We start from the raw sequence: 18,245 nt of genomic DNA on the forward strand, positions 1-18,245 counted from the left end.
AGAAAAGCGGGTATTAGGGAAGTCCGTAAGTTTACTGATTATGCCTTAAAATTTATAATAGTCCGATTAACTTATTTGCAAGCAAAAAGGCGATTCATATGCTGCGCATAGCTCAAGAAGCGCTAACCTTCGACGACGTTCTCCTCATCCCCGGTTATTCTGAAGTCCTGCCCAAAGACGTCAGCCTGACCACCCGACTTACCCGCGACATCACGATTAACCTCCCCCTTGTCTCCGCCGCCATGGATACCGTAACGGAAGCCCGTTTGGCTATCGCATTGGCGCAGGAAGGCGGTATCGGCATTATTCATAAGAATATGACGATCGAGCAACAAGCGGCGGAAGTGCGTACGGTGAAGAAATTTGAAAGTGGTGTGGTGAAAGACCCCATCACTGTTTCGCCGAGCAACACGGTCAGTGAAGTCCGCGCCATCACCATGGCCAATAACATCTCTGGTCTGCCGGTGGTGGATGGTAAGGATCTGGTGGGCATTATCACCGGTCGCGACATCCGTTTTGAAAACAATCTGAACAAGAAAGTTCAGGAACTGATGACGCCGAAAGAGAAGCTGGTCACCGTCACCGAAGGTTACGACATGGAAACGGTGAAGAACCTGTTGCACCGCCACCGTATCGAAAAAGTGTTGGTGGTGAACAACGAGTTTGAGCTGAAGGGCTTGATCACGCTGAAAGATATTCAGAAGGCGCAGGACTACCCGCGCGCCTCCAAGGATGAGCAGGGGCGTTTGCGCGTCGGCGCTGCGGTCGGCACTGGCGAAGGCACTGATGAGCGTATCGCTGCATTGGCCGCCGCTGGCGTAGACGTCATCGTGGTCGATACTGCCCACGGTCACTCCCGCGGCGTGTTGAATCGCGTGCGCTGGGTGAAGACTCATTTCCCTGAAGTACAGGTTATCGGCGGCAACATCGCCACGGGCGAAGCGGCTCTGGCGCTGGTGGAAGCCGGCGCAGACGGCGTCAAAGTAGGTATCGGCCCCGGTTCTATCTGTACTACGCGTATCGTCGCAGGTATCGGCGTACCGCAAATGTCAGCGATTGCGAATGTGGCGGCGGCGCTGAAAGACAGCGGTGTTCCTTTGGTCGCTGACGGCGGCATCCGTTTCTCCGGTGATATCGCCAAGGCGATCGCCGCTGGCGCCTCCAGTGTCATGGTGGGCGGTCTGTTGGCGGGTACGGATGAATCGCCAGGTGAAGTGGAGCTGTATCAGGGGCGTAGCTACAAAGCCTATCGCGGCATGGGGTCTCTGGGCGCTATGGCGCAAAGCCAGGGTTCCAGTGACCGTTACTTCCAGGACGCCAGTTCCGGTGTTGAGAAACTGGTGCCGGAAGGTATTGAAGGGCGCGTCGCCAGCAAAGGCCCACTGACTAATGTGGTGCATCAGCTGATGGGCGGTCTGCGTTCCTCCATGGGCTACACCGGCTGCGCAACCATTGAAGAAATGCGCACCAAGCCCCAGTTCACCCGCATTACTAACGCCGGCATCCATGAGAGCCACGTCCACGACGTGACGATCACCAAGGAAGCGCCGAACTACCGTTCTGGCGGATAGGGACGCTCGGGTTGATGATGGCGCTTATGCACTTCTCGTCGGGCGCGGCTCGTAAACCGGGCTGCGTTCCGAGAGTGGGCGCCACGGCGTGCGGCGATAGCGGCCGGCGCCGAAAAGATGTTTTTTAAACTATGGCGGGGCTGAAAGGCCCCGCCCTTGTTTCTGTCTGAGGAAGGCTTCGAATGTCCGAAAATATTCATTCCCATCGTATTCTGATCCTGGATTTCGGTTCTCAATACACGCAGTTGATTGCTCGCCGGGTTCGCGAAATCGGCGTTTACTGCGAAATTTACCCCTTCGATATGAGCGAAGCGGATATTCGCGAGTTCAATCCTAAAGGCGTGATTCTGGCCGGCGGCCCCGAGTCTGTGACGGAAATGGGGTCTCCGCGTGCGCCTGAGTGCCTGTTTGGTATGGATCTGCCTCTGTTGGGTATTTGCTATGGCATGCAGACCATGGCGGAGCAGATGGGTGGCAAGGTTGCAGGCTCGAATGTGCGGGAGTTCGGCTATGCGCAGGTGAAGATCGAGCGCTCCGAAGACGGTTTATTTGAAAATATCAAAGATCATGTGGCTGACGACGGCAAGCCTCTGCTGGATGTCTGGATGAGCCATGGCGATAAAGTCGTGACTTTGCCGGAAAGCTTTGTAATCAGCGCTTCCACGCCCAGCGCGCCTATCGCCGCCATGCAGCATGAAAGCAAGCCCTGGTTTGGCGTGCAGTTCCACCCGGAAGTGACCCACACTCTACAGGGGCGCCGCATGCTGGAGCGCTTCCTGGTGAATATCTGCGGATGTAAGCAACTGTGGACGCCTGGACGCATTATTGAAGACGCCATCACGCAGATTCGTAACCAAGTTGGGCAGGACAAAGTGTTGCTGGGCCTGTCCGGCGGCGTGGATTCCTCTGTGGTTGCTGCGCTGCTGCACCGCGCCATTGGCGACCAGCTGACCTGCGTGTTCGTGGACAATGGCCTTTTGCGTCTGCACGAAGGCGATCAGGTCATGGACATGTTCGCCAAGAACATGGGCATCAAAGTTGTGCGCGCCAATGCGCAGGAGCAGTTTCTGAGCAAGCTGGCTGGCGAAAACGATCCAGAGCGCAAGCGCAAGATCATCGGCCATACCTTCATTGAAGTGTTTGATGAAGAAGCCGCCAAGATTAAAGACGTGAAGTGGCTGGCGCAGGGCACTATTTATCCAGATGTCATCGAGTCCGCCGCCGCGAAAACCGGTAAAGCCCATGTCATAAAATCCCACCACAATGTTGGCGGATTGCCGGAAGACATGGAGATGCAACTGGTTGAGCCTTTACGTGAGCTGTTCAAGGACGAAGTCCGTAAGATCGGTCTGGAGCTGGGCCTTCCTTACGATATGGTATATCGCCACCCCTTCCCGGGACCGGGTCTGGGCGTGCGTATCCTTGGCGAAGTGAAGAAAGAATATGCGGATATTCTGCGCGAAGCGGACGCGATCTTCATCGAAGAGCTGCATCACGCGGAGCTGTATCACAAGGTGTCGCAGGCGTTTGCAGTATTCCTGCCGGTTAAGTCGGTCGGCGTAGTCGGCGACGCTCGTCGTTATGAATACGTCATTGCGCTGAGAGCGGTGGAGACCATCGATTTTATGACGGCTCGCTGGGCGCATCTGCCTTATGAACTATTGGAAAAGATCTCCAATCGTATTATTAATGAGATTTCCGGCGTGTCACGGGTGGTTTACGACGTTTCGTCCAAACCGCCTGCTACTATTGAGTGGGAATAATCACACTGATAGTAATCTGTTAATCGGAATAGCCTTAAGGGATTTGTCCCCATCATCGAAGGAGCCTGAGGGCTCCTTTTTGTCGGAAGGTCCCTGGCGAAATTTGTAAAGTTGAAAGAGTAATATGCAGGACGGTTTTGATTCGTTTCCCGGGAAACCGGATGAAGACGAATACTGGATGCGGCGGGCGCTTGGCCTGGCTGCGCAAGCGCTGGCTTATGATGAGGTGCCGGTGGGCGCTATTCTGGTGCGGGACGGTCAGGTGCTGGGGGAAGGGTGGAATCAGCCTATCCGCAGTCACGACCCCACCGCGCACGCGGAAATCAGTGCGATTCGTAAAGCCTCCGCGGTAGCGGGGAATTACCGGTTGCCGGGCTCCACGTTGTATGTGACGCTGGAGCCTTGCGTCATGTGTCTTGGCGCGCTGGTGCATGCGCGCGTGTCCAGACTGGTGTTCGGCGCCTATGAACCCAAAGCTGGCGCTGTATGCAGTAGCAGCCGCCTGCTTGATGAACATAACTTTAATTGGAAACTGGAATGGACCGGCGGCGTGCTGGAACAACCTTGTTCGCAACTTCTCAGCGGTTTTTTTCAGCGTCGGCGTTCCGAAGCCAAAGACGAGCGACGGAAGCAACAGCCATCATCTTAAGAATTCAGCTAACCTCAATGAAAATATTTAAGGATACGGATTAATGAAAGTATTAGTTACAGGCGGCGCCGGCTATATCGGCAGTCACGTAGTGCGTCAATTGGGCGAAGCCGGGCATGACATCGTAGTGTATGACAACCTGTCCACCGGCCACCCCTGGGCGGTCACTTACGGTGAACTGGTGCGGGCGGACCTGGCGGACACGGAAGCACTGGACGCCGTGTTTGAGAAAGGTCAGTTTGAGGCGGTGCTGCACTTCGCCGCCAACATTGTGGTGCCTGAGTCGGTAGAGAATCCGCTTAAATACTACAGCAACAATACCCGTAATACGCTCAATCTGTTGGGCGCTATCCAGAAGCACAAGGTTCCCTACATGGTATTCTCCTCCACGGCGGCGGTTTATGGCATGCCGGAGAACACGATGATCACTGAAGAAACGCCTTTAATGCCAATTAATCCATACGGCGCTTCCAAGATGATGAGTGAACGCATGATTCAGGATCTGGCGTTCGCGACGGATCTCCATTACACCATTTTGCGCTACTTCAATGTGGCGGGCGCTGATCTGGAGAGCCGCATCGGCCAGGCGACGCCGGAAGCGACGCACTTGATCAAAGTGGCCTGTGAGTGCGTGCAGGGCGTGCGCGCAGGTATGAAAGTGTTCGGCACTGACTATGATACCCGCGACGGCACCTGTATCCGCGATTACATCCACGTTGATGACTTGGCCAAAGCCCACGTTATGGCGCTGGATCATATGAAGGCGGGCGGCGGCTCCAATATTTTCAACTGCGGCTACGGACGCGGCTTCACCGTGAAAGAAGTGATCGATGTCGTGAAGGCGGAGTCCGGCAAAGACTTCCCTGTTGAGGAAGTTGACCGTCGCGCTGGCGACCCTGACGCGCTGGTGGCGATGAACGATAAAATCAAATCTGTCCTGGGCTGGAAGCCCGATCATGATGATCTTAATGTCATCGTTAAGTCCGCTTTGAATTGGGAAGCGGTCTGGCAAAACAAACAGAAAGAGATCTGAGATTAAGCAATAGGAACGTGCACTCATGAAAATAGCCATCTTCGGCACCGGATACGTAGGTTTGGTGACGGGCGCCTGTCTGGCGGACGTCGGGCATCAAGTGCTCTGCGTCGACGTGGACGAAAAGAAAATCCAGAACCTGAAAAACGGTTTGATTCCAATCTATGAGCCAGGGCTTGAGCCCATTGTGAAGCTGAATGTGGAGGCGGGCCGCCTGTCATTCACGACCAATGCTGAAGAAGCCGTGGCGTTTGGCGACCTGCAGTTTATCGCTGTGGGTACGCCGCCGGACGAAGATGGTTCTGCGGATCTGCAATATGTTTTGACCGTGGCGCGTACAATCGGGCGTCACATGCAGGACTATAAAGTGGTCGTGGATAAATCAACGGTGCCGGTTGGTACTGGCGATAAGGTTGGCGCGGTTATCGGCGACGAGCTGGCGAGACGAGGCGTTGCGCTGGAGTTTGACGTCGTCTCCAACCCTGAGTTTTTGAAGGAAGGCGATGCGGTGGGCGACTTTATGAAGCCGGACCGCATTGTCGTGGGTGCGCAAAGTGAGCGCGCCGTCAGTCTGATGCGAGAGGCTTACGAGCCGTTCAACCGTAATCACGACCGTATGGTGGTGATGGATGTGCGTTCGGCGGAGCTGACCAAGTACGCCGCCAACGCCATGTTGGCCACCAAGATCAGCTTTATGAATGAAATCGCCAACCTGGCGGAACTGCTCGGCGCGGATATTGAACAGGTGCGTAAAGGCATTGGCTCTGATCCTCGTATCGGGTATCACTTCATTTATCCTGGTTGCGGTTATGGCGGCTCTTGCTTCCCGAAAGACGTCAAGGCGCTTGTACGCACGGCTAAAGATGTGGCTTACGATGCGAAGTTGCTGTCTTCGGTGGAGTCTGTGAACGACTCCCAGAAGCACGTGCTGTTCCGTAAACTCAGTGAACATTTCAATGGCAAGCTGGCGGGGCGCACTTTTGCGCTGTGGGGACTGGCGTTCAAGCCGAATACGGATGACATGCGGGAAGCGTCAAGTCGTGTTCTGATGGAGTCGTTGTGGGCCGCCGGCGCCAAGGTGCAGGCGTTTGACCCGAAAGCGATGGAGGAAACCCAGCGCATATACGCCGACAAAGACGAATTGATGTTGTGCGGCACCAAAGAGCAGGCGCTGAAAGGCGCGGACGCGCTGATTATCTGTACAGAGTGGAAGGAGTTCCGTTCCCCGGACTTCGGCTATATCGTCAGCGCTCTGAAAGAGCCGGTGATTTTCGACGGCCGCAACCTGTATGACCCTGATCGCGTGCAGCGTAAAGGCGTACAGTATTACGGCATTGGTCGTGGGCTAAGTATCGGCAAGGGTGCGGAAGCCTGAGTGCAGATAAAGGAGAAACGCTGTGAGTTTTGAGCTGCATGCGCAGTTGGCGAAAGACACGATAGTGATCGGCGATTTGCCTCTGTGCCGCCTGTTGCTGATGAATGACGCCCAGTACCCCTGGTGCATTCTGGTTCCAAGGGTGGAAGGCGCTCGCGAAGCTTATGAGCTGGACCCCGAGGCCCAGGGGCAGTTGATGCGCGAGTCGGCGATAGTCGGCAAGACGCTGATGACGCTGTTTGATGGACATAAGTTGAATGTGGCGGCTCTGGGCAACATGGTGCCGCAGCTGCATCTTCATCATATCGTTCGCTTTCCTACGGACGCAGCCTGGCCGAAGCCGGTTTGGGGCGTGAGTCCGGCGCAGCCCTATTCAGAGCAGGATGCGCAGGCGCTCAAACAGAAGATTCACGCGGCGCTTAGTCCGCTGATCGCTATCACTGGTTGAGCCGCTGATATCACTCGCCTGGGCCGCTTATCTCGGCGGCGCAGGCTTCTTTTCTTGCACAAGTCCGCCTCTCAACACCATGCGTAGCTGAGTGGACAATTTTAGTTTCAGTTGTTTTCTTTCCGCCGCGTCGGCGTCCAGGCCCTCTGAGCCGCAGTTAAATACCAGCACCACCAGCGCATCGGCGACCGCTTTGGGGTCCCGTAATGGCGCGCCGCCATTTTCTCCGAATCGACCCAGGTCCGCCGTCAGCTCAGTAATGAAATGGTCAGTTTCCGCTTTGATGGCTGTGCGAAAGCGCAATGAGACGCCGCTTTTCTCCCTTAGCAGTAAGCGAAACAGGTTGGCGTTGGAGTTCAGATACTCGAAAAAAGTATCGATGGAGGTTTCAACCAGTCCCCCTTTCTTGGCGACTCTTTTACGCGCCTGCCGCATTAGTCGGCGCAAGGTGATGCCCGCTTCGTCCACGAGAGCCAGGCCGAGCTCTTCCAGGTCATTGAAATGGCGATAAAAAGAGGTGGGGGCGATGCCGGCTTCCCGCGCGACTTCTCTCAGGCTGAGGCTGGCGAAGTTGCGGTCTGGACCGAGTTGTTGCAGGGCGGCGTTCATTAGCGCCTGACGGGTGCGCTCTTTCTGTTGGGCTCTCGTGGTCAATAGCGAAATCCTGATTGGGCGATCGAGGTGCGCCGCACTCTCCGGTAGGAGTGCGGCTTGTTCAAGGCGGGCTAGTATAACTCGTATTTCAATGGTCGGATGACGGCGTTGAACACATCGACCCACTTTTGTGAGAACTGGCTGCCAGAGCGGCTGTTGATTTCCAGCACAGCCCTGATAAAGGGACGTTTATAGCGGCTGGAGTAGATGCGTGGGTGAGAAATCGCTTCAAACGCGTCCGCAATGGCGATGATCTTGGCTCCTTCGCAAATCTCGCGATCCCGCAGCCCAATAGGGTAGCCCTTGCCGCTGACATGCTCATGGTGCTGATCAATAATGCGACGGGATTCCTGCCACTCCGGCATATTGATCAGCAAGGCGCTGCCTACGCTGGTGTGCTTGTGAATGCTGTGATCTTCTGACTTGGAAAGACTGCTGCTCTTATGCAGGATATCGAGGGGAAGAAAGGACATGCCGATATCATGCACCAGCGCGGCGGCGCTAAGCTGGGCTGGATCGACCGGCTCGCGCGCGTGCCGATTCATCGCCAGGGCAAGTAAGAGCACACGCCGGTTTTTACCCAGCCAAAAACGTGACCGTGCTTCAGCCGGCGTCGCGAGGCTGAGAAAAAACAGCAGGTCGGCGTTGGTATGGACATCGTACTTGCGCCATAGCGCCAGCAGCTCGGAATAAACGTCATTCGCGTTGCGTCCCGCCGTTTGCGCGCTGACCTCCGGGGCGAGCAGCGCCAAAAGCTCCTGCATGGCCTCGTTGCGGCCGTTCGCGACTGTCTTGGGAAGCTGGCAGAGCAGGTCGCTGATCCTGGCGTTCTCCACCATTTGAATATTTTCGAAGCTGCCGTTATCGATGGCGACGGCGCAAACCTGAATGCGCTCCATTGCCAGTAGCAGCAAATCACTGATTTCCGGACGGAAGTTCAATTGCTTGTCAGCAATTCCGGCCATGATGGTGTAAATGCCCTGCATCAATGACCCCAGTTCGATCTCCGCGAACTTTATTTCCTGTGCGATGGCTTCATAGTTTGCACAGAGACGGGCGATCAGTGTGGCGTCGTTGGGCGCGGCTTCCAGCTCTACCAGATTTTTTTCGAAACTTTCACGCAAGTCCGACAGTATGTCTGGCCTGAGAGTGGTTGCATGGAAATAGGGGAGAGGGGATGGTTGGGCCATATCTTATTACCAGCATGGATACAGTCATACTTTGAAGTATAGCCAGAAAAATAGTTATTGCCCGACTTCGCCGCTCGGGCGCCTTAGGCCTCCCGGCGGCGTGTAGGGGGGGGCGAGTGCTTACGCAGTCGCGCGCTGCAGGCGGCTCATCTCGTCGTGACAGCGCTTCAAAGTGGGATAGATATCCTGCAGAGTGGCTTGAACGCCGGGGGCCTTCACTTCCTCGATGGCGTCGCGGACTTTTTCCAGAGTCTTGTCTTCGACTTCCTCCAGCTGCTCGATATACACATGCTCTGAATTATCCTTGATGGCGGCCAGGATTTTGGCGTAGTGCTCACGCAGAATGCCGCCGAGAGTGTGTCCGGTCTCTTTTTCGCCTTTTTCGAAGACAATATAGGGCTGCAGCCGGCCTACTGCGCCTTCGCGAATGGCTGACATGCGTTCGAACACCAAACGCACTGCATTGCTCTTCACCTTGTCTTTGGCTTCGGTATAGAAGTCGATGCCATCGTTAAGCACCTTTACCAGATCTCTCAAGCTGTTTGTTTCTGAATTAGTCATCATTGATCTCCTCAGTATTCCTTGGATCTACTTCTTGCGGGTTGTCCGCGGTTCACTAGTAGTAGAGCAACAGCTGTGCCAGATATGGGTTTATTTGTAATGCTTTGAAATGGCTGGTTTTTTTATGGTGTCTAGCGTTTTGAGGATAATAACGGGAAGTGAGTCGTGTAAATAAGAAAAAAGGAGGGCCGCTTTGTTGTGGCTTTTACAAGTCGGCCTGGGAGTAGAGAGCGCAATAGGCGTCAGAGTGAGCTTTTGGCGGGGAGCACGGCTGTCAGCTCGCCCAGAGAAACCGGCTTCATTAAGTGGTGCTGAAACCCTGCCTCTGAAGAGCGACGTTTATCCTCTGCATAACCGCTTAATGCAATGAGGCGGGCGTCTGCAAGGCCTTGGTCGCGAATTTTTCGAGCCAGACTGTAGCCGTCAGTATCGGGAAGATTCAAATCCAGTACGACCGCAGAAGGCCTTATTCTCTCCGCCATTTCCAGCGCTTCGGCGCCGTTTGCGGCGCAGTGTACGCGCCAGCCCAGGTGCTCCAGCAGGGCCGCGGTGGCGGCGCTCGCGTCCGCATTATCTTCCACCAGCAATAAGGAGGGCGACCTGGTTTGTGTGCTCGGTAGATGGCGCTCAATCAATGTGAATAGCTGATTGACGTTGACCGGCTTGCTCAAATGATCGGTACAGCCGCTGGCCAGACAGCGTTCCCGTTCACCGCGCATGGTGGCGGCGGTTAGCGCCAGGACAGGCGTTTCGTGGCCGCGGCGACGCAGTTCGCGGGTGGCGGAGTGTCCATCCAGCACCGGCATATGCATGTCCATGATCACCAGGTCGATAGGGTTATCCGATTGCGCAGCCTCAGATACAATACGAACCGCCTCCGCGCCATTTTGCGCGTAACTGACTTGCGCCCCGGCGCTTTCCACCAGATGGCCGATCAGGCGACGGATGTCCGGCAAGTCATCGGCGACCAGCAGGTGACCCTGCACTTGATGGGTCCGCGTGGCATGGGGCTCCATCGCATCACCTGCTTCCAGGTCAGGTTGAATACGTTTAACGCCTTCCAGCGGGCCGGGTTTGACGATAGCGGTGAAATCACTGCCTTCTCCAGGTCTGCTGCTCAAGCGGATGTCGCCGCCCAGTCGGTGCGCCAGCTGACGGCTGATGGCCAGTCCCAGTCCCGCGCCTTCGCCACGACGCATGCTGTTGGCGTAAACCTGGGTGAACGGCTGAAAGAGGCGCTTTTGGTCCGGAAGGCTGATGCCGGGGCCGGTATCCAGCACTTTGAACTGGACTTTCTCCTGCTCCTCTTCCTTGACCATCTGTACGCGTACGGTGACTTCCCCTTGTTCGGTGAACTTGATGGCGTTGCCGATCAGGTTCAGCAATATCTGTCGCAGACGAATAGGGTCAGTTTCAATATTTTCCGGCAGTGGCGAGTCGGCGATAAAGCTCAGTTGCAGGTTTTTATCCTGTGCGGACACCGCCATGAGAGAGTAAAGGTCGGCCAGAAATGCCTGCAGGTTGACGCGCACAAACTCCATTTCGAGCTTGCCTGCCTCGATCTTGGAGATGTCCAGAATGTCGTTGAGCAGGCTTAATAAATGCTGCCCATTACGTTGGACGATCTGCAGGTAGGACAGGTTGTCGGGCGCATTGTCCTGCGCGATGAGCAGCTCGGTATAACCCAGAATGGCTGTCAATGGCGTGCGCAACTCATGACTGAGATGGGCCAGGAACTCACTTTTGGAACGGTTTTCCGCTTCCGCTTTCAGTCTTTCCAGCCTCTCCGTTTCCATCTCTCGGCGCGCCAGCGCATAACGGATGGATCTGGCCAAATGGGCGGAGTTGAGATCGGATTTCACCAGATAATCGACGGCGCCTCCACGAAGCGCGTCGGCGTCAAGGCGGCTGTCATCCTGGCCGGTCAGCATGATTATCGGGCCGTGAAAGCCCAGCTTGGGAGCCTCCCGTAATAGCATCAGGCCGTCATCCGGGCCTAAGCGATAGTCCATAAGACAGACATGATGTTCGTCTCTGGCCAGGGCGGCGCGGGCTATTTCCGCGTTGCTGGCCCAATCCAGCTCGAATTGCGAGGGCGCTATCTGCTCCAGGAGATCTTTGGCGATGATATAGTCATCTTCGTCGTCCTCCACCAGTAACAATTTGATGGGTGTGGGGAAGTTGGTCTGGTTCTCCGTCATCAGCGCCCTCCGTGATGATTAATGACCGTGATTGGGCAATTCCACGAATTCGACCCAGTAATGTCCCAGCGCGCGCATAAGGGCGACCAGTCCTTCAAAGGTCACCGGTTTGGTGATGTACGACGCGGCGCCCAGATCATAGCCGCGCAGCATATCCTGCTCCGCTTTTGATGTGGTGAGAATGACGACCGGCGTGCGTCGCAGCGCCGGGTCCGCTTTAATCTCCGCCAGCGCTTCGCGGCCGTCTTTGCGAGGCATGTTCAGGTCCAGCAGTATAATGCCGGGAGTCGGCGAGTTGGCGGGATCTTCAAATTCGCCTTCTCGACGCAGATACTGCATTAATTCAAATCCATCTTTCACAAATCGCAGCTCGTTCAGCACGCGGCTCTCGCGCATGGCTTCCAGTGCGAGCTGTCTATCATCTTCGTCATCATCCGCCATTAAAATGACCAGCGGTCTCTTGGTGTCAGGCATATTGTTCAGGCTCCATTTCAGAAATAGGCGTATGCTGCAGCGGCAGGTTCACAATGAATGTGGCGCCTTCACCGGGGATACTTTCGGCGTTAATGGCGCCGCTATGGCGTTCAACGATGCGACGGCATACTGCTAGCCCTATGCCGGTTCCCTCGTATTCTCCGCGCTGGTGCAGGCGCTGGAAAGGGGTGAATATCCGGTCTTTGAATTTTTCGTCAAAGCCAATTCCGTTATCGGTGAAACGAAGCTCGCACCACTCCGTTTCCTCGCCTCCTTCCAGCAACGAATGTTGATAGCTCTTCACACTGATGGTGATTAGAGGCTTCTGATCAGGAGGAATAAACTTCAATGAGTTGCCAATCAGGTTTTGCATCAGCTGGCGCATTTGCGTGGGGTCCGCGTCCAGGGTCGGTAACGATGAAGCCTTAATTTCGGCGCCGCTTTCATTGATGGGGATTTCCAGGTCATCCAGCACTTCGTCGAGAATCTCGTTCAAATCCACTTGTGTGAATGGCTGCGCTTTGGTGGAAACCCGGGAAAATGAAAGCAGGTCGTTAATCAGGCGCGACATGCGTTCTGCAGCGGATTGCATGCGCCGAATATAATCTGCGCCGCTGTCTTCCAGTTTGTCGGCGTACTTTTGTTGCAGGCGGTCGCCAAACGCACGAATTTTTCTTAGCGGCTCTTGCAGATCATGGGATGCGACGAACGCGAAATCCTGCAACTCCCGATTGCTGCGCTCAAGCTCTTTGGAAAAGTGAGTCAGAACGGCGGTGCGTTCGGAGACTTTTTCCTCCAGCAGGTCATTCTCTGTCCGCAGAATTTCTGTAATGCGGGTGTGCTGGAGAAGATTTCTTTGCAGCAGGTAATAAACGAAGCCGATCAACCCCAGGCTGGCCAGTGTGGCGGCCACCAGGGTGAAGATGGTTTCCCGCTGGTTCAAATAGGACTCGTGGCGTCGTTGCGCCAGCAGCGCATATTCTTCCGCCTCCATTTCCTCCACCAGCTTGCTGATGATGTCCATGAGGCGCTTGCCTTTGTCGGTATTCACGATTTCCGTGGCCGCCGCCACGTCGCTGTTTTTGCGCAGTTGGATCACTTCGCGCATTTCGCTGATCTTGCTTTGGGTGACCTGACGCAGGCGCAGGAAGCGTTCCTGCTGCCCTGGTATTTCCGAGTCAGTCGCCTGCAGCTGATTAAGGTAAATCTCCAGCGAATTCATGGCGTCATGGAAAGGTTCCAGATAGGCCTCGTCGCCGGTGATCAGGTAGCCCCGTTGACCGGTTTCAGCGCCTTGGATGGCCGAGAAGGTGTTCCTGATAATGCCGATCACTTGCAGAGTATGGGAGACGCTGCTCTCAATGCGCACCAACTCGCGCATGGCGCGGTAGGAAGTGAGTCCATTGATGACCAGTAGCAACGCCACGGCGGCGAAGGCGAAACGCCAGCGCCGGCTCAGCAATATTGGACTGTGATCCAGAAGTCTGTTAGGCATTATCCGCATCCGTTGCGCTGGCGTTGACCAAGTCGTTGATGCGCGCGCTACAGCGTTTGCATTCTTCCAGTATGCGCTCCACGCACACCAGGATTTCTTCCTTGTCGCGATTGGTCTGAAGTTGGAGCTTGGCCAGCTCCGCATTCACTGAAATGCTGTTCAACGGATTGCGGAGGTCGTGCGCTAATTTGGCGATATCGGCTTCCTGGGTCATAGGGGCATCCTGTCTCTTTTTTTGGGGAAATGACTTATACGGGCGTTTCCGTGTTTTCATTCTCTCCATAGCTGTTCAGGCGGTTATAGAGGGTTTTCAAGCTGATGCCGAGCATGTCCGCCGCGCGGCGCTTGTCGCCATCCAATTGGGCGAGGGTGAGGGTGATAAGCTCGCGCTCCATCTCCTCTATGGTCTTGCCCACCTGCAGTCCGGGGGAGCCTTGTCGCTCGCGGGCGAAAGGCGAGGCGAGATTGTCCGGCAGGCTCAGTTCGGATTGAGCTGGATCAGTCATAATGAACGCGCGATGAATAGCGTGACGCAGCTCGCGCACATTGCCTGGCCAGTCGTAATCCTGCAGTCGTTTAAGGTTGTTCTCCCCCAGCCCGAAAGCGGAGCCATTCTCTTCGTTCAGCTCCTGCAGGAAGCGTCTGGCCAATAGTGGAATATCTTCCCGGCGCTGCCGCAAAGGCGGAATCTGAATGGGGAATACGGCCAGACGGAAGTAGATGTCCTCACGCAGGCATTCGTCTTCCGCCAGCTGTTGTTGGGTGCGGTTGGTGGCTGAAACCACTCGGCAATCCACAGGAATTTCTTCGGCGCCGCCGACTCGGATGACTTTGTTGGTTTCCAGTACTCTCAGCAAAGTTGGCTGCATGTCGATTGGCATCTCAGTGACTTCGTCGAGAAACAGCACGCCGCCTTTGGCTTGTTCGAATAGACCGATTTTTCTGCTGACTGCGCCGGTAAAGGCGCCTTTTTCATGTCCAAACAGTTCGCTGCCGATTAGCTCTCGGGAAAGCGCGCCGCAGTTGGCCGCCACGAATGGCCCTTGAGAGCCCCCGGCGGCATGGATTGCGCGGGCGACCAGTTCTTTGCCGACGCCGCTTTCGCCCTGCAGCAATACGTTGGCTCTGGTTTGGGCGACGCGCTCAATCATCTGGTAAAGCTCGCGCATGGCCGGCGATTCACCGATCAAACTATTGAAGTGGCGGGGCGCGTCGATTTCCGCCTGTTCCGGGCTGGTCTTTTCGATCAGCGCTTTTATCTGCTCAATATCAATGGGTTTGATCAGATAGCTGATGTTGGGGCCGCAGACCGTTTTCACCAGTGATTTTACAGTCGGGTGGCCTGTGACGATGGCGATGTGGCCGGGTTGCTTGCGGGAGCCATTCAGAGCGTCCAGCACATGTAGACCGCTTCCATCAGGAAGCATCAGGTCAAGTAATACAATATCGAACTGATCAGCCTGCAGAATCGCGTTGGCTTCAGCGACGCTGGCGGCGGAGCGGGCGTCATGCCCCAGCATTTCTAGGAGTGTCCGCGTGGCTTGTACGAAACCTTCATCGTCGTCCACGAGCAATATACTTGCCAAGGTGTGTTCCCTCGTGTGATTTTGAGTTCCCGCCGGTTAATATACCAACCGGCCGAATTGGGCGCTACCTGATAGTTGGGGCGAAAGTCGCTAGTATCAAGGGTTTACAGGTTAGGACTGATTTTGCGGGAAATAATGTTTATAATACAGCGCTTTTTTTGTCCGTCTGCGGTCGCTCCCTCTGTGGAGTGACCCGTCCAAGGGCGTCTAGAAGCCTTCTAACTTAATATGATTTTTTGGTTTTTTCTGGAAAAGAGGTCAGAGAAAAATGCCGATTTACGAATACGTTTGTAAATCCTGCGGGTTTGAGAAAGACATTCTACAAAGCTTGAGTGAAGCGCCGTTAACCGATTGCCCAAGCTGCGAGAAACCCGAGTTTAAGAAGAAGATTTCAGCGGCGGGTTTTCGTCTGAAGGGCGGCGGCTGGTATGAGACAGATTTTAAAACCGGCAAGAAGAAAAACTTGGCGGGCGATAGCGGCTCTTCGTCCTCTAGCGCGGGTTCCAGCTCTAAAAGCAGCAGTTCCGCGGACTGATCGGCGCGGCCCTTTTATACATATCATGCAGCCGGAGCGCGGTCTCCGGCTGAAAATTAACAGACAGTAATCAGAATTTAAGACAGGATCAGGATTATGCGCAGTCATTATTGCGGTGAGGTCAACGAATCTCTTGTAGATCAAGAAGTTACGCTGTGCGGTTGGGTTCATCGCCGTCGCGATCACGGAGGCGTCATCTTTTTGGATCTGCGAGATCGGGATGGTGTTGCGCAAGTAGTGTATGACCCTGATACAAATGAAGTTTTCCAGCTGGCAGAGCAGATCCGCGATGAGTTCGTGGTGAAAGTCACGGGTCGCGTGCGCTTGAGACCGGATGGTAAAGCCAACGCCGATATGTCCACCGGCAAGGTGGAAGTGCTGGGCAAACAGCTGGAGATTCTGAGTACGGCGAAAACGCCTCCCTTCCAGTTGGACGAATTCGTTCAGGTGGGCGAGGACGTGCGTCTGCGTTATCGCTACATGGACTTGCGCCGTCCGGAAATGCTCAACAAGCTGCGCTTTCGCTCCAAGGTCACCAGCTATATCCGTAACTTCCTTGACAGCAATGGCTTCATGGATGTGGAAACGCCGATTCTGACCCGGGCGACTCCGGAAGGCGCACGGGATTATCTGGTGCCCAGCCGTACGCATGAGGGCAGCTTTTTCGCTCTGCCACAGTCTCCACAGTTGTTCAAGCAATTGCTGATGATGTCCGGTGTTGATCGTTACTACCAAATCGCCAAGTGCTTCCGCGATGAAGACTTGCGCGCAGACCGTCAGCCTGAATTCACACAGGTGGATATTGAAACCTCCTTCTTAAGCGAAGACGAGATTATGTCCATCACCGAGCGTTTGGTGCGGGATATGTTCCGTGATCTGCTTGAGGTGGAATTGCCCGAGTTTCCGCGTATGCCGTTCTCCGAGGCGATGAACCGTTATGGTAGCGACAAGCCTGACCTGCGTATTCCTTTGGAATTGGTGGATGTGGGCGACCTGCTGACCAACGTGAGCTTCAACGTTTTCAGTGGTCCGGCTAATGATCCGAAGAGCCGTGTGGCGGCATTGCGTCTTCCAAAGGGTGGCGAACTGCTGTCCCGTAAACAGATCGATGACTATACCAAGTTTGTTGGCATCTACGGCGCCAAAGGCCTGCCTTATATTAAGGTTAACGAAAAAGCCAAAGGTCTGGAGGGCTTGCAGTCTCCGATCGTTAAGCACATCGCTGACGTTATCGATCAGTTGTTGGAGCGCGTGGGCGCGGAAGATGGCGACATTATCTTCTTCGGTACTGACAAGACCCGCGTCGTTAACGAAGCGCTGGGGGCTCTGCGCGTGAAGCTGGGTCATGACCTCAACCTGCTTGAGAAACAATGGGCGCCGCTGTGGGTTGTCGACTTCCCGATGTTCGAGGAAGATGGCGAAGGCGGCTGGACCGCTATTCACCACCCGTTCACTGCGCCTTCCTGTGCGGTTGAAATGCTGGAATCCGATCCTGAAAACGCGTTGTCCCGCGCTTATGACATGGTGTTAAACGGCACCGAATTGGGCGGAGGCTCCGTTCGTATTCACGATTCCGACATGCAGGAGACCGTGCTGCGCATTCTGGGTATCGGTCAGGAAGAAGCGCAAGAGAAATTCGGCTTCCTGTTGGATGCGCTGAAGTTTGGCTGTCCACCTCATGGCGGTCTGGCGTTTGGTCTGGATCGTCTGGTTATGTTGATGACAGGCGCTCAGTCTATTCGTGAGGTGATTGCGTTCCCGAAAACCCAGAGCGCGATGTGCATGATGACGCAAGCGCCAGGCAAGGTGGACCCGAGACAACTGCGTGAGCTTAATATCCGTCTGCGTAAAACCGAGCAGCCTGAATAAGTTTAAGTGACGCCAAAGCATTGTCTTTGGCGTCGGCATGGCAAATCTATTTGTTGAAAGTAAAAGTATTTAGCGGAGAGTAACATGGCGGGGCACAGTAAGTGGGCCAATATCAAGCACCGTAAGGCGTCTCAAGACGCCAAGCGCGGAAAGATATTCACCAAGCTGATCCGGGAAATTACCGTGGCGGCGAAAAATGGAGCATTGCCTGAAGACAACCCAAGGTTGCGCGCGGTCATGGATAAAGCCCTGACCGTGAATATGAAAAAGGACACCATTGAGAAAGCAATTCAGCGTGGGGCCGGCGGCGGCGATGACTCCAACTTTGATGAGCTGACCTACGAAGGTTATGGTCCTGGCGGCGTTGCTGTATATGTTGAAGTCATGACCGACAACCGTAATCGCACGGTCGCTGAAGTGCGTCATGCGTTCAGTAAGCATGGCGGCAACCTGGGAACAGATGGTTCTGTTGCATACTTGTTCAGCAAGACCGGCGTAATTTTATTTGCGCCGGGCGTCGATGAAGATGCTGTGATGGAAGCCGCCCTGGAAGCGGGCGCCCAGGATGTTATCGCCAATGATGACGGTTCTGTGGAAGTGCAAACCGCCGCAGAAGATTTCATGTCTGTCAAAGACGCGCTGATGGCGGCGGGTCTGACGCCGGAGTCGGCGGACGTCTCTATGGTGCCGGCGACTATGGCGCCTTTGGATGTGGAAAACGGCGAGAGGGTCATGAAGTTGATTGAAATGCTGGAAGATCTGGATGATGTGCAGAATGTCTACAGTAATGCGGACATTCCTGATGAAGTGCTGGAGAGCATGGGCGGCTAATGCGCGACAT

Annotated in this window: 17 protein-coding genes; 9 read left to right on the plus strand and 8 right to left on the minus strand. The window is 55.1% G+C overall.

Features of this window, described 5'->3' with window-relative positions:
- Window positions 1-98 precede the first annotated feature (98 nt).
- The 6 genes from guaB (at window position 99) to EUZ85_RS10760 (ending at window position 6,839) form a co-directional block, all read left to right on the plus strand.
- Window positions 99-1,571: an IMP dehydrogenase gene (guaB, locus tag EUZ85_RS10735; protein ID WP_127969292.1), complete on the plus strand. Its 1,473-nt coding sequence runs from the start codon at window positions 99-101 to the stop codon at window positions 1,569-1,571.
- Window positions 1,572-1,753: 182 nt separating this feature from the next.
- On the plus strand, window positions 1,754-3,334 hold the full coding sequence (gene guaA, locus EUZ85_RS10740; protein ID WP_127969293.1) for a glutamine-hydrolyzing GMP synthase: 1,581 nt from the start codon (window positions 1,754-1,756) through the stop codon (window positions 3,332-3,334).
- 124 nt (window positions 3,335-3,458) lie between these two features.
- Window positions 3,459-3,983, plus strand: coding sequence for a tRNA adenosine(34) deaminase TadA (gene tadA / locus EUZ85_RS10745; protein WP_127969294.1), 525 nt, complete (start codon window positions 3,459-3,461; stop codon window positions 3,981-3,983).
- A gap of 43 nt (window positions 3,984-4,026) precedes the next feature.
- Window positions 4,027-5,016 (plus strand): UDP-glucose 4-epimerase GalE, encoded by a 990-nt coding sequence (gene galE, locus EUZ85_RS10750; RefSeq protein WP_127969295.1) that lies wholly within the window; start codon window positions 4,027-4,029, stop codon window positions 5,014-5,016.
- Window positions 5,017-5,041: 25 nt separating this feature from the next.
- Window positions 5,042-6,391 carry a UDP-glucose/GDP-mannose dehydrogenase family protein gene (locus tag EUZ85_RS10755; RefSeq protein WP_127969296.1) on the plus strand — a complete coding sequence of 450 codons (1,350 nt, stop codon included), beginning with the start codon at window positions 5,042-5,044 and terminating at the stop codon, window positions 6,389-6,391.
- Between the two features lie 22 nt (window positions 6,392-6,413).
- On the plus strand, window positions 6,414-6,839 hold the full coding sequence (locus EUZ85_RS10760; RefSeq protein WP_127969297.1) for an HIT domain-containing protein: 426 nt from the start codon (window positions 6,414-6,416) through the stop codon (window positions 6,837-6,839).
- 27 nt (window positions 6,840-6,866) lie between these two features.
- On the opposite strand, the gene fabR is transcribed toward EUZ85_RS10760, so the two are convergent.
- The 8 genes from fabR to EUZ85_RS10800 all read right to left on the minus strand — a co-directional run bounded on the left by fabR (window position 6,867) and on the right by EUZ85_RS10800 (window position 15,000).
- Entirely contained in the window at window positions 6,867-7,493 is a 627-nt protein-coding gene (fabR, locus tag EUZ85_RS10765) for an HTH-type transcriptional repressor FabR (protein ID WP_127969298.1), read from the minus strand.
- A gap of 71 nt (window positions 7,494-7,564) precedes the next feature.
- Window positions 7,565-8,683 (minus strand): HD-GYP domain-containing protein, encoded by a 1,119-nt coding sequence (locus tag EUZ85_RS10770; RefSeq protein ID WP_127969299.1) that lies wholly within the window; start codon window positions 8,681-8,683, stop codon window positions 7,565-7,567.
- A gap of 120 nt (window positions 8,684-8,803) precedes the next feature.
- Window positions 8,804-9,244: a PA2169 family four-helix-bundle protein gene (locus EUZ85_RS10775; RefSeq protein ID WP_168199897.1), complete on the minus strand. Its 441-nt coding sequence runs from the start codon at window positions 9,242-9,244 to the stop codon at window positions 8,804-8,806.
- A 242-nt stretch (window positions 9,245-9,486) separates the two neighbouring features.
- A complete protein-coding gene (locus EUZ85_RS10780; protein ID WP_127969301.1) occupies window positions 9,487-11,445 on the minus strand; it encodes a response regulator in 1,959 nt (652 codons plus the stop codon).
- 18 nt (window positions 11,446-11,463) lie between these two features.
- A complete protein-coding gene (locus tag EUZ85_RS10785; RefSeq protein WP_127969302.1) occupies window positions 11,464-11,919 on the minus strand; it encodes a response regulator in 456 nt (151 codons plus the stop codon).
- Entirely contained in the window at window positions 11,912-13,414 is a 1,503-nt protein-coding gene (locus EUZ85_RS10790) for a CHASE3 domain-containing protein (RefSeq protein WP_164887216.1), read from the minus strand. Before EUZ85_RS10790 ends, EUZ85_RS10785 begins: the two co-directional genes overlap by 8 nt.
- Complete coding sequence (locus EUZ85_RS10795; protein ID WP_011398684.1) at window positions 13,407-13,628, minus strand: histidine kinase dimerization/phospho-acceptor domain-containing protein; 222 nt, start codon at window positions 13,626-13,628, stop codon at window positions 13,407-13,409. The genes EUZ85_RS10790 and EUZ85_RS10795 overlap by 8 nt, the downstream gene beginning before the upstream one ends.
- Window positions 13,629-13,662: 34 nt before the next feature.
- A complete protein-coding gene (locus tag EUZ85_RS10800; protein WP_127969304.1) occupies window positions 13,663-15,000 on the minus strand; it encodes a sigma-54 dependent transcriptional regulator in 1,338 nt (445 codons plus the stop codon).
- A 268-nt stretch (window positions 15,001-15,268) separates the two neighbouring features.
- Between EUZ85_RS10800 and EUZ85_RS10805 the strand changes: the two genes are divergently transcribed.
- From EUZ85_RS10805 to EUZ85_RS10815, 3 genes are all read left to right on the plus strand, one after another.
- The gene (locus EUZ85_RS10805) at window positions 15,269-15,535 is read left to right on the plus strand and encodes an FmdB family zinc ribbon protein (protein ID WP_127969305.1); all 267 of its coding nucleotides are present in this window, start codon (window positions 15,269-15,271) and stop codon (window positions 15,533-15,535) included.
- A 96-nt stretch (window positions 15,536-15,631) separates the two neighbouring features.
- Window positions 15,632-17,404 (plus strand): aspartate--tRNA ligase, encoded by a 1,773-nt coding sequence (aspS, locus tag EUZ85_RS10810; protein ID WP_127969306.1) that lies wholly within the window; start codon window positions 15,632-15,634, stop codon window positions 17,402-17,404.
- Window positions 17,405-17,488: 84 nt separating this feature from the next.
- Window positions 17,489-18,235 carry a YebC/PmpR family DNA-binding transcriptional regulator gene (locus EUZ85_RS10815; protein WP_127969307.1) on the plus strand — a complete coding sequence of 249 codons (747 nt, stop codon included), beginning with the start codon at window positions 17,489-17,491 and terminating at the stop codon, window positions 18,233-18,235.
- The last annotated feature ends 10 nt before the right edge of the window (window positions 18,236-18,245 follow it).

Origin of the sequence: Hahella sp. KA22 (genome assembly GCF_004135205.1) — a bacterium.
GTDB lineage: Bacteria > Pseudomonadota > Gammaproteobacteria > Pseudomonadales > Oleiphilaceae > Hahella.

Bases quoted from the DNA above. Each gene is read 5' to 3' on its own strand.
- EUZ85_RS10795 (WP_011398684.1), bottom strand. From the start codon at position 13,628: ATGACCCAGGAAGCCGATATCGCCAAATTAGCGCACGACCTCCGCAAT.
- guaB (WP_127969292.1), top strand. From the start codon at position 99: ATGCTGCGCATAGCTCAAGAAGCGCTAACCTTCGACGACGTTCTCCTC.
- EUZ85_RS10785 (WP_127969302.1), bottom strand. From the start codon at position 11,919: ATGCCTGACACCAAGAGACCGCTGGTCATTTTAATGGCGGATGATGAC.
- EUZ85_RS10755 (WP_127969296.1), top strand. From the start codon at position 5,042: ATGAAAATAGCCATCTTCGGCACCGGATACGTAGGTTTGGTGACGGGC.
- EUZ85_RS10790 (WP_164887216.1), bottom strand. From the start codon at position 13,414: ATGCCTAACAGACTTCTGGATCACAGTCCAATATTGCTGAGCCGGCGC.
- EUZ85_RS10815 (WP_127969307.1), top strand. From the start codon at position 17,489: ATGGCGGGGCACAGTAAGTGGGCCAATATCAAGCACCGTAAGGCGTCT.
- EUZ85_RS10780 (WP_127969301.1), bottom strand. From the start codon at position 11,445: ATGACGGAGAACCAGACCAACTTCCCCACACCCATCAAATTGTTACTG.
- tadA (WP_127969294.1), top strand. From the start codon at position 3,459: ATGCAGGACGGTTTTGATTCGTTTCCCGGGAAACCGGATGAAGACGAA.
- EUZ85_RS10805 (WP_127969305.1), top strand. From the start codon at position 15,269: ATGCCGATTTACGAATACGTTTGTAAATCCTGCGGGTTTGAGAAAGAC.
- galE (WP_127969295.1), top strand. From the start codon at position 4,027: ATGAAAGTATTAGTTACAGGCGGCGCCGGCTATATCGGCAGTCACGTA.
- EUZ85_RS10770 (WP_127969299.1), bottom strand. From the start codon at position 8,683: ATGGCCCAACCATCCCCTCTCCCCTATTTCCATGCAACCACTCTCAGG.
- EUZ85_RS10775 (WP_168199897.1), bottom strand. From the start codon at position 9,244: ATGACTAATTCAGAAACAAACAGCTTGAGAGATCTGGTAAAGGTGCTT.
- aspS (WP_127969306.1), top strand. From the start codon at position 15,632: ATGCGCAGTCATTATTGCGGTGAGGTCAACGAATCTCTTGTAGATCAA.
- guaA (WP_127969293.1), top strand. From the start codon at position 1,754: ATGTCCGAAAATATTCATTCCCATCGTATTCTGATCCTGGATTTCGGT.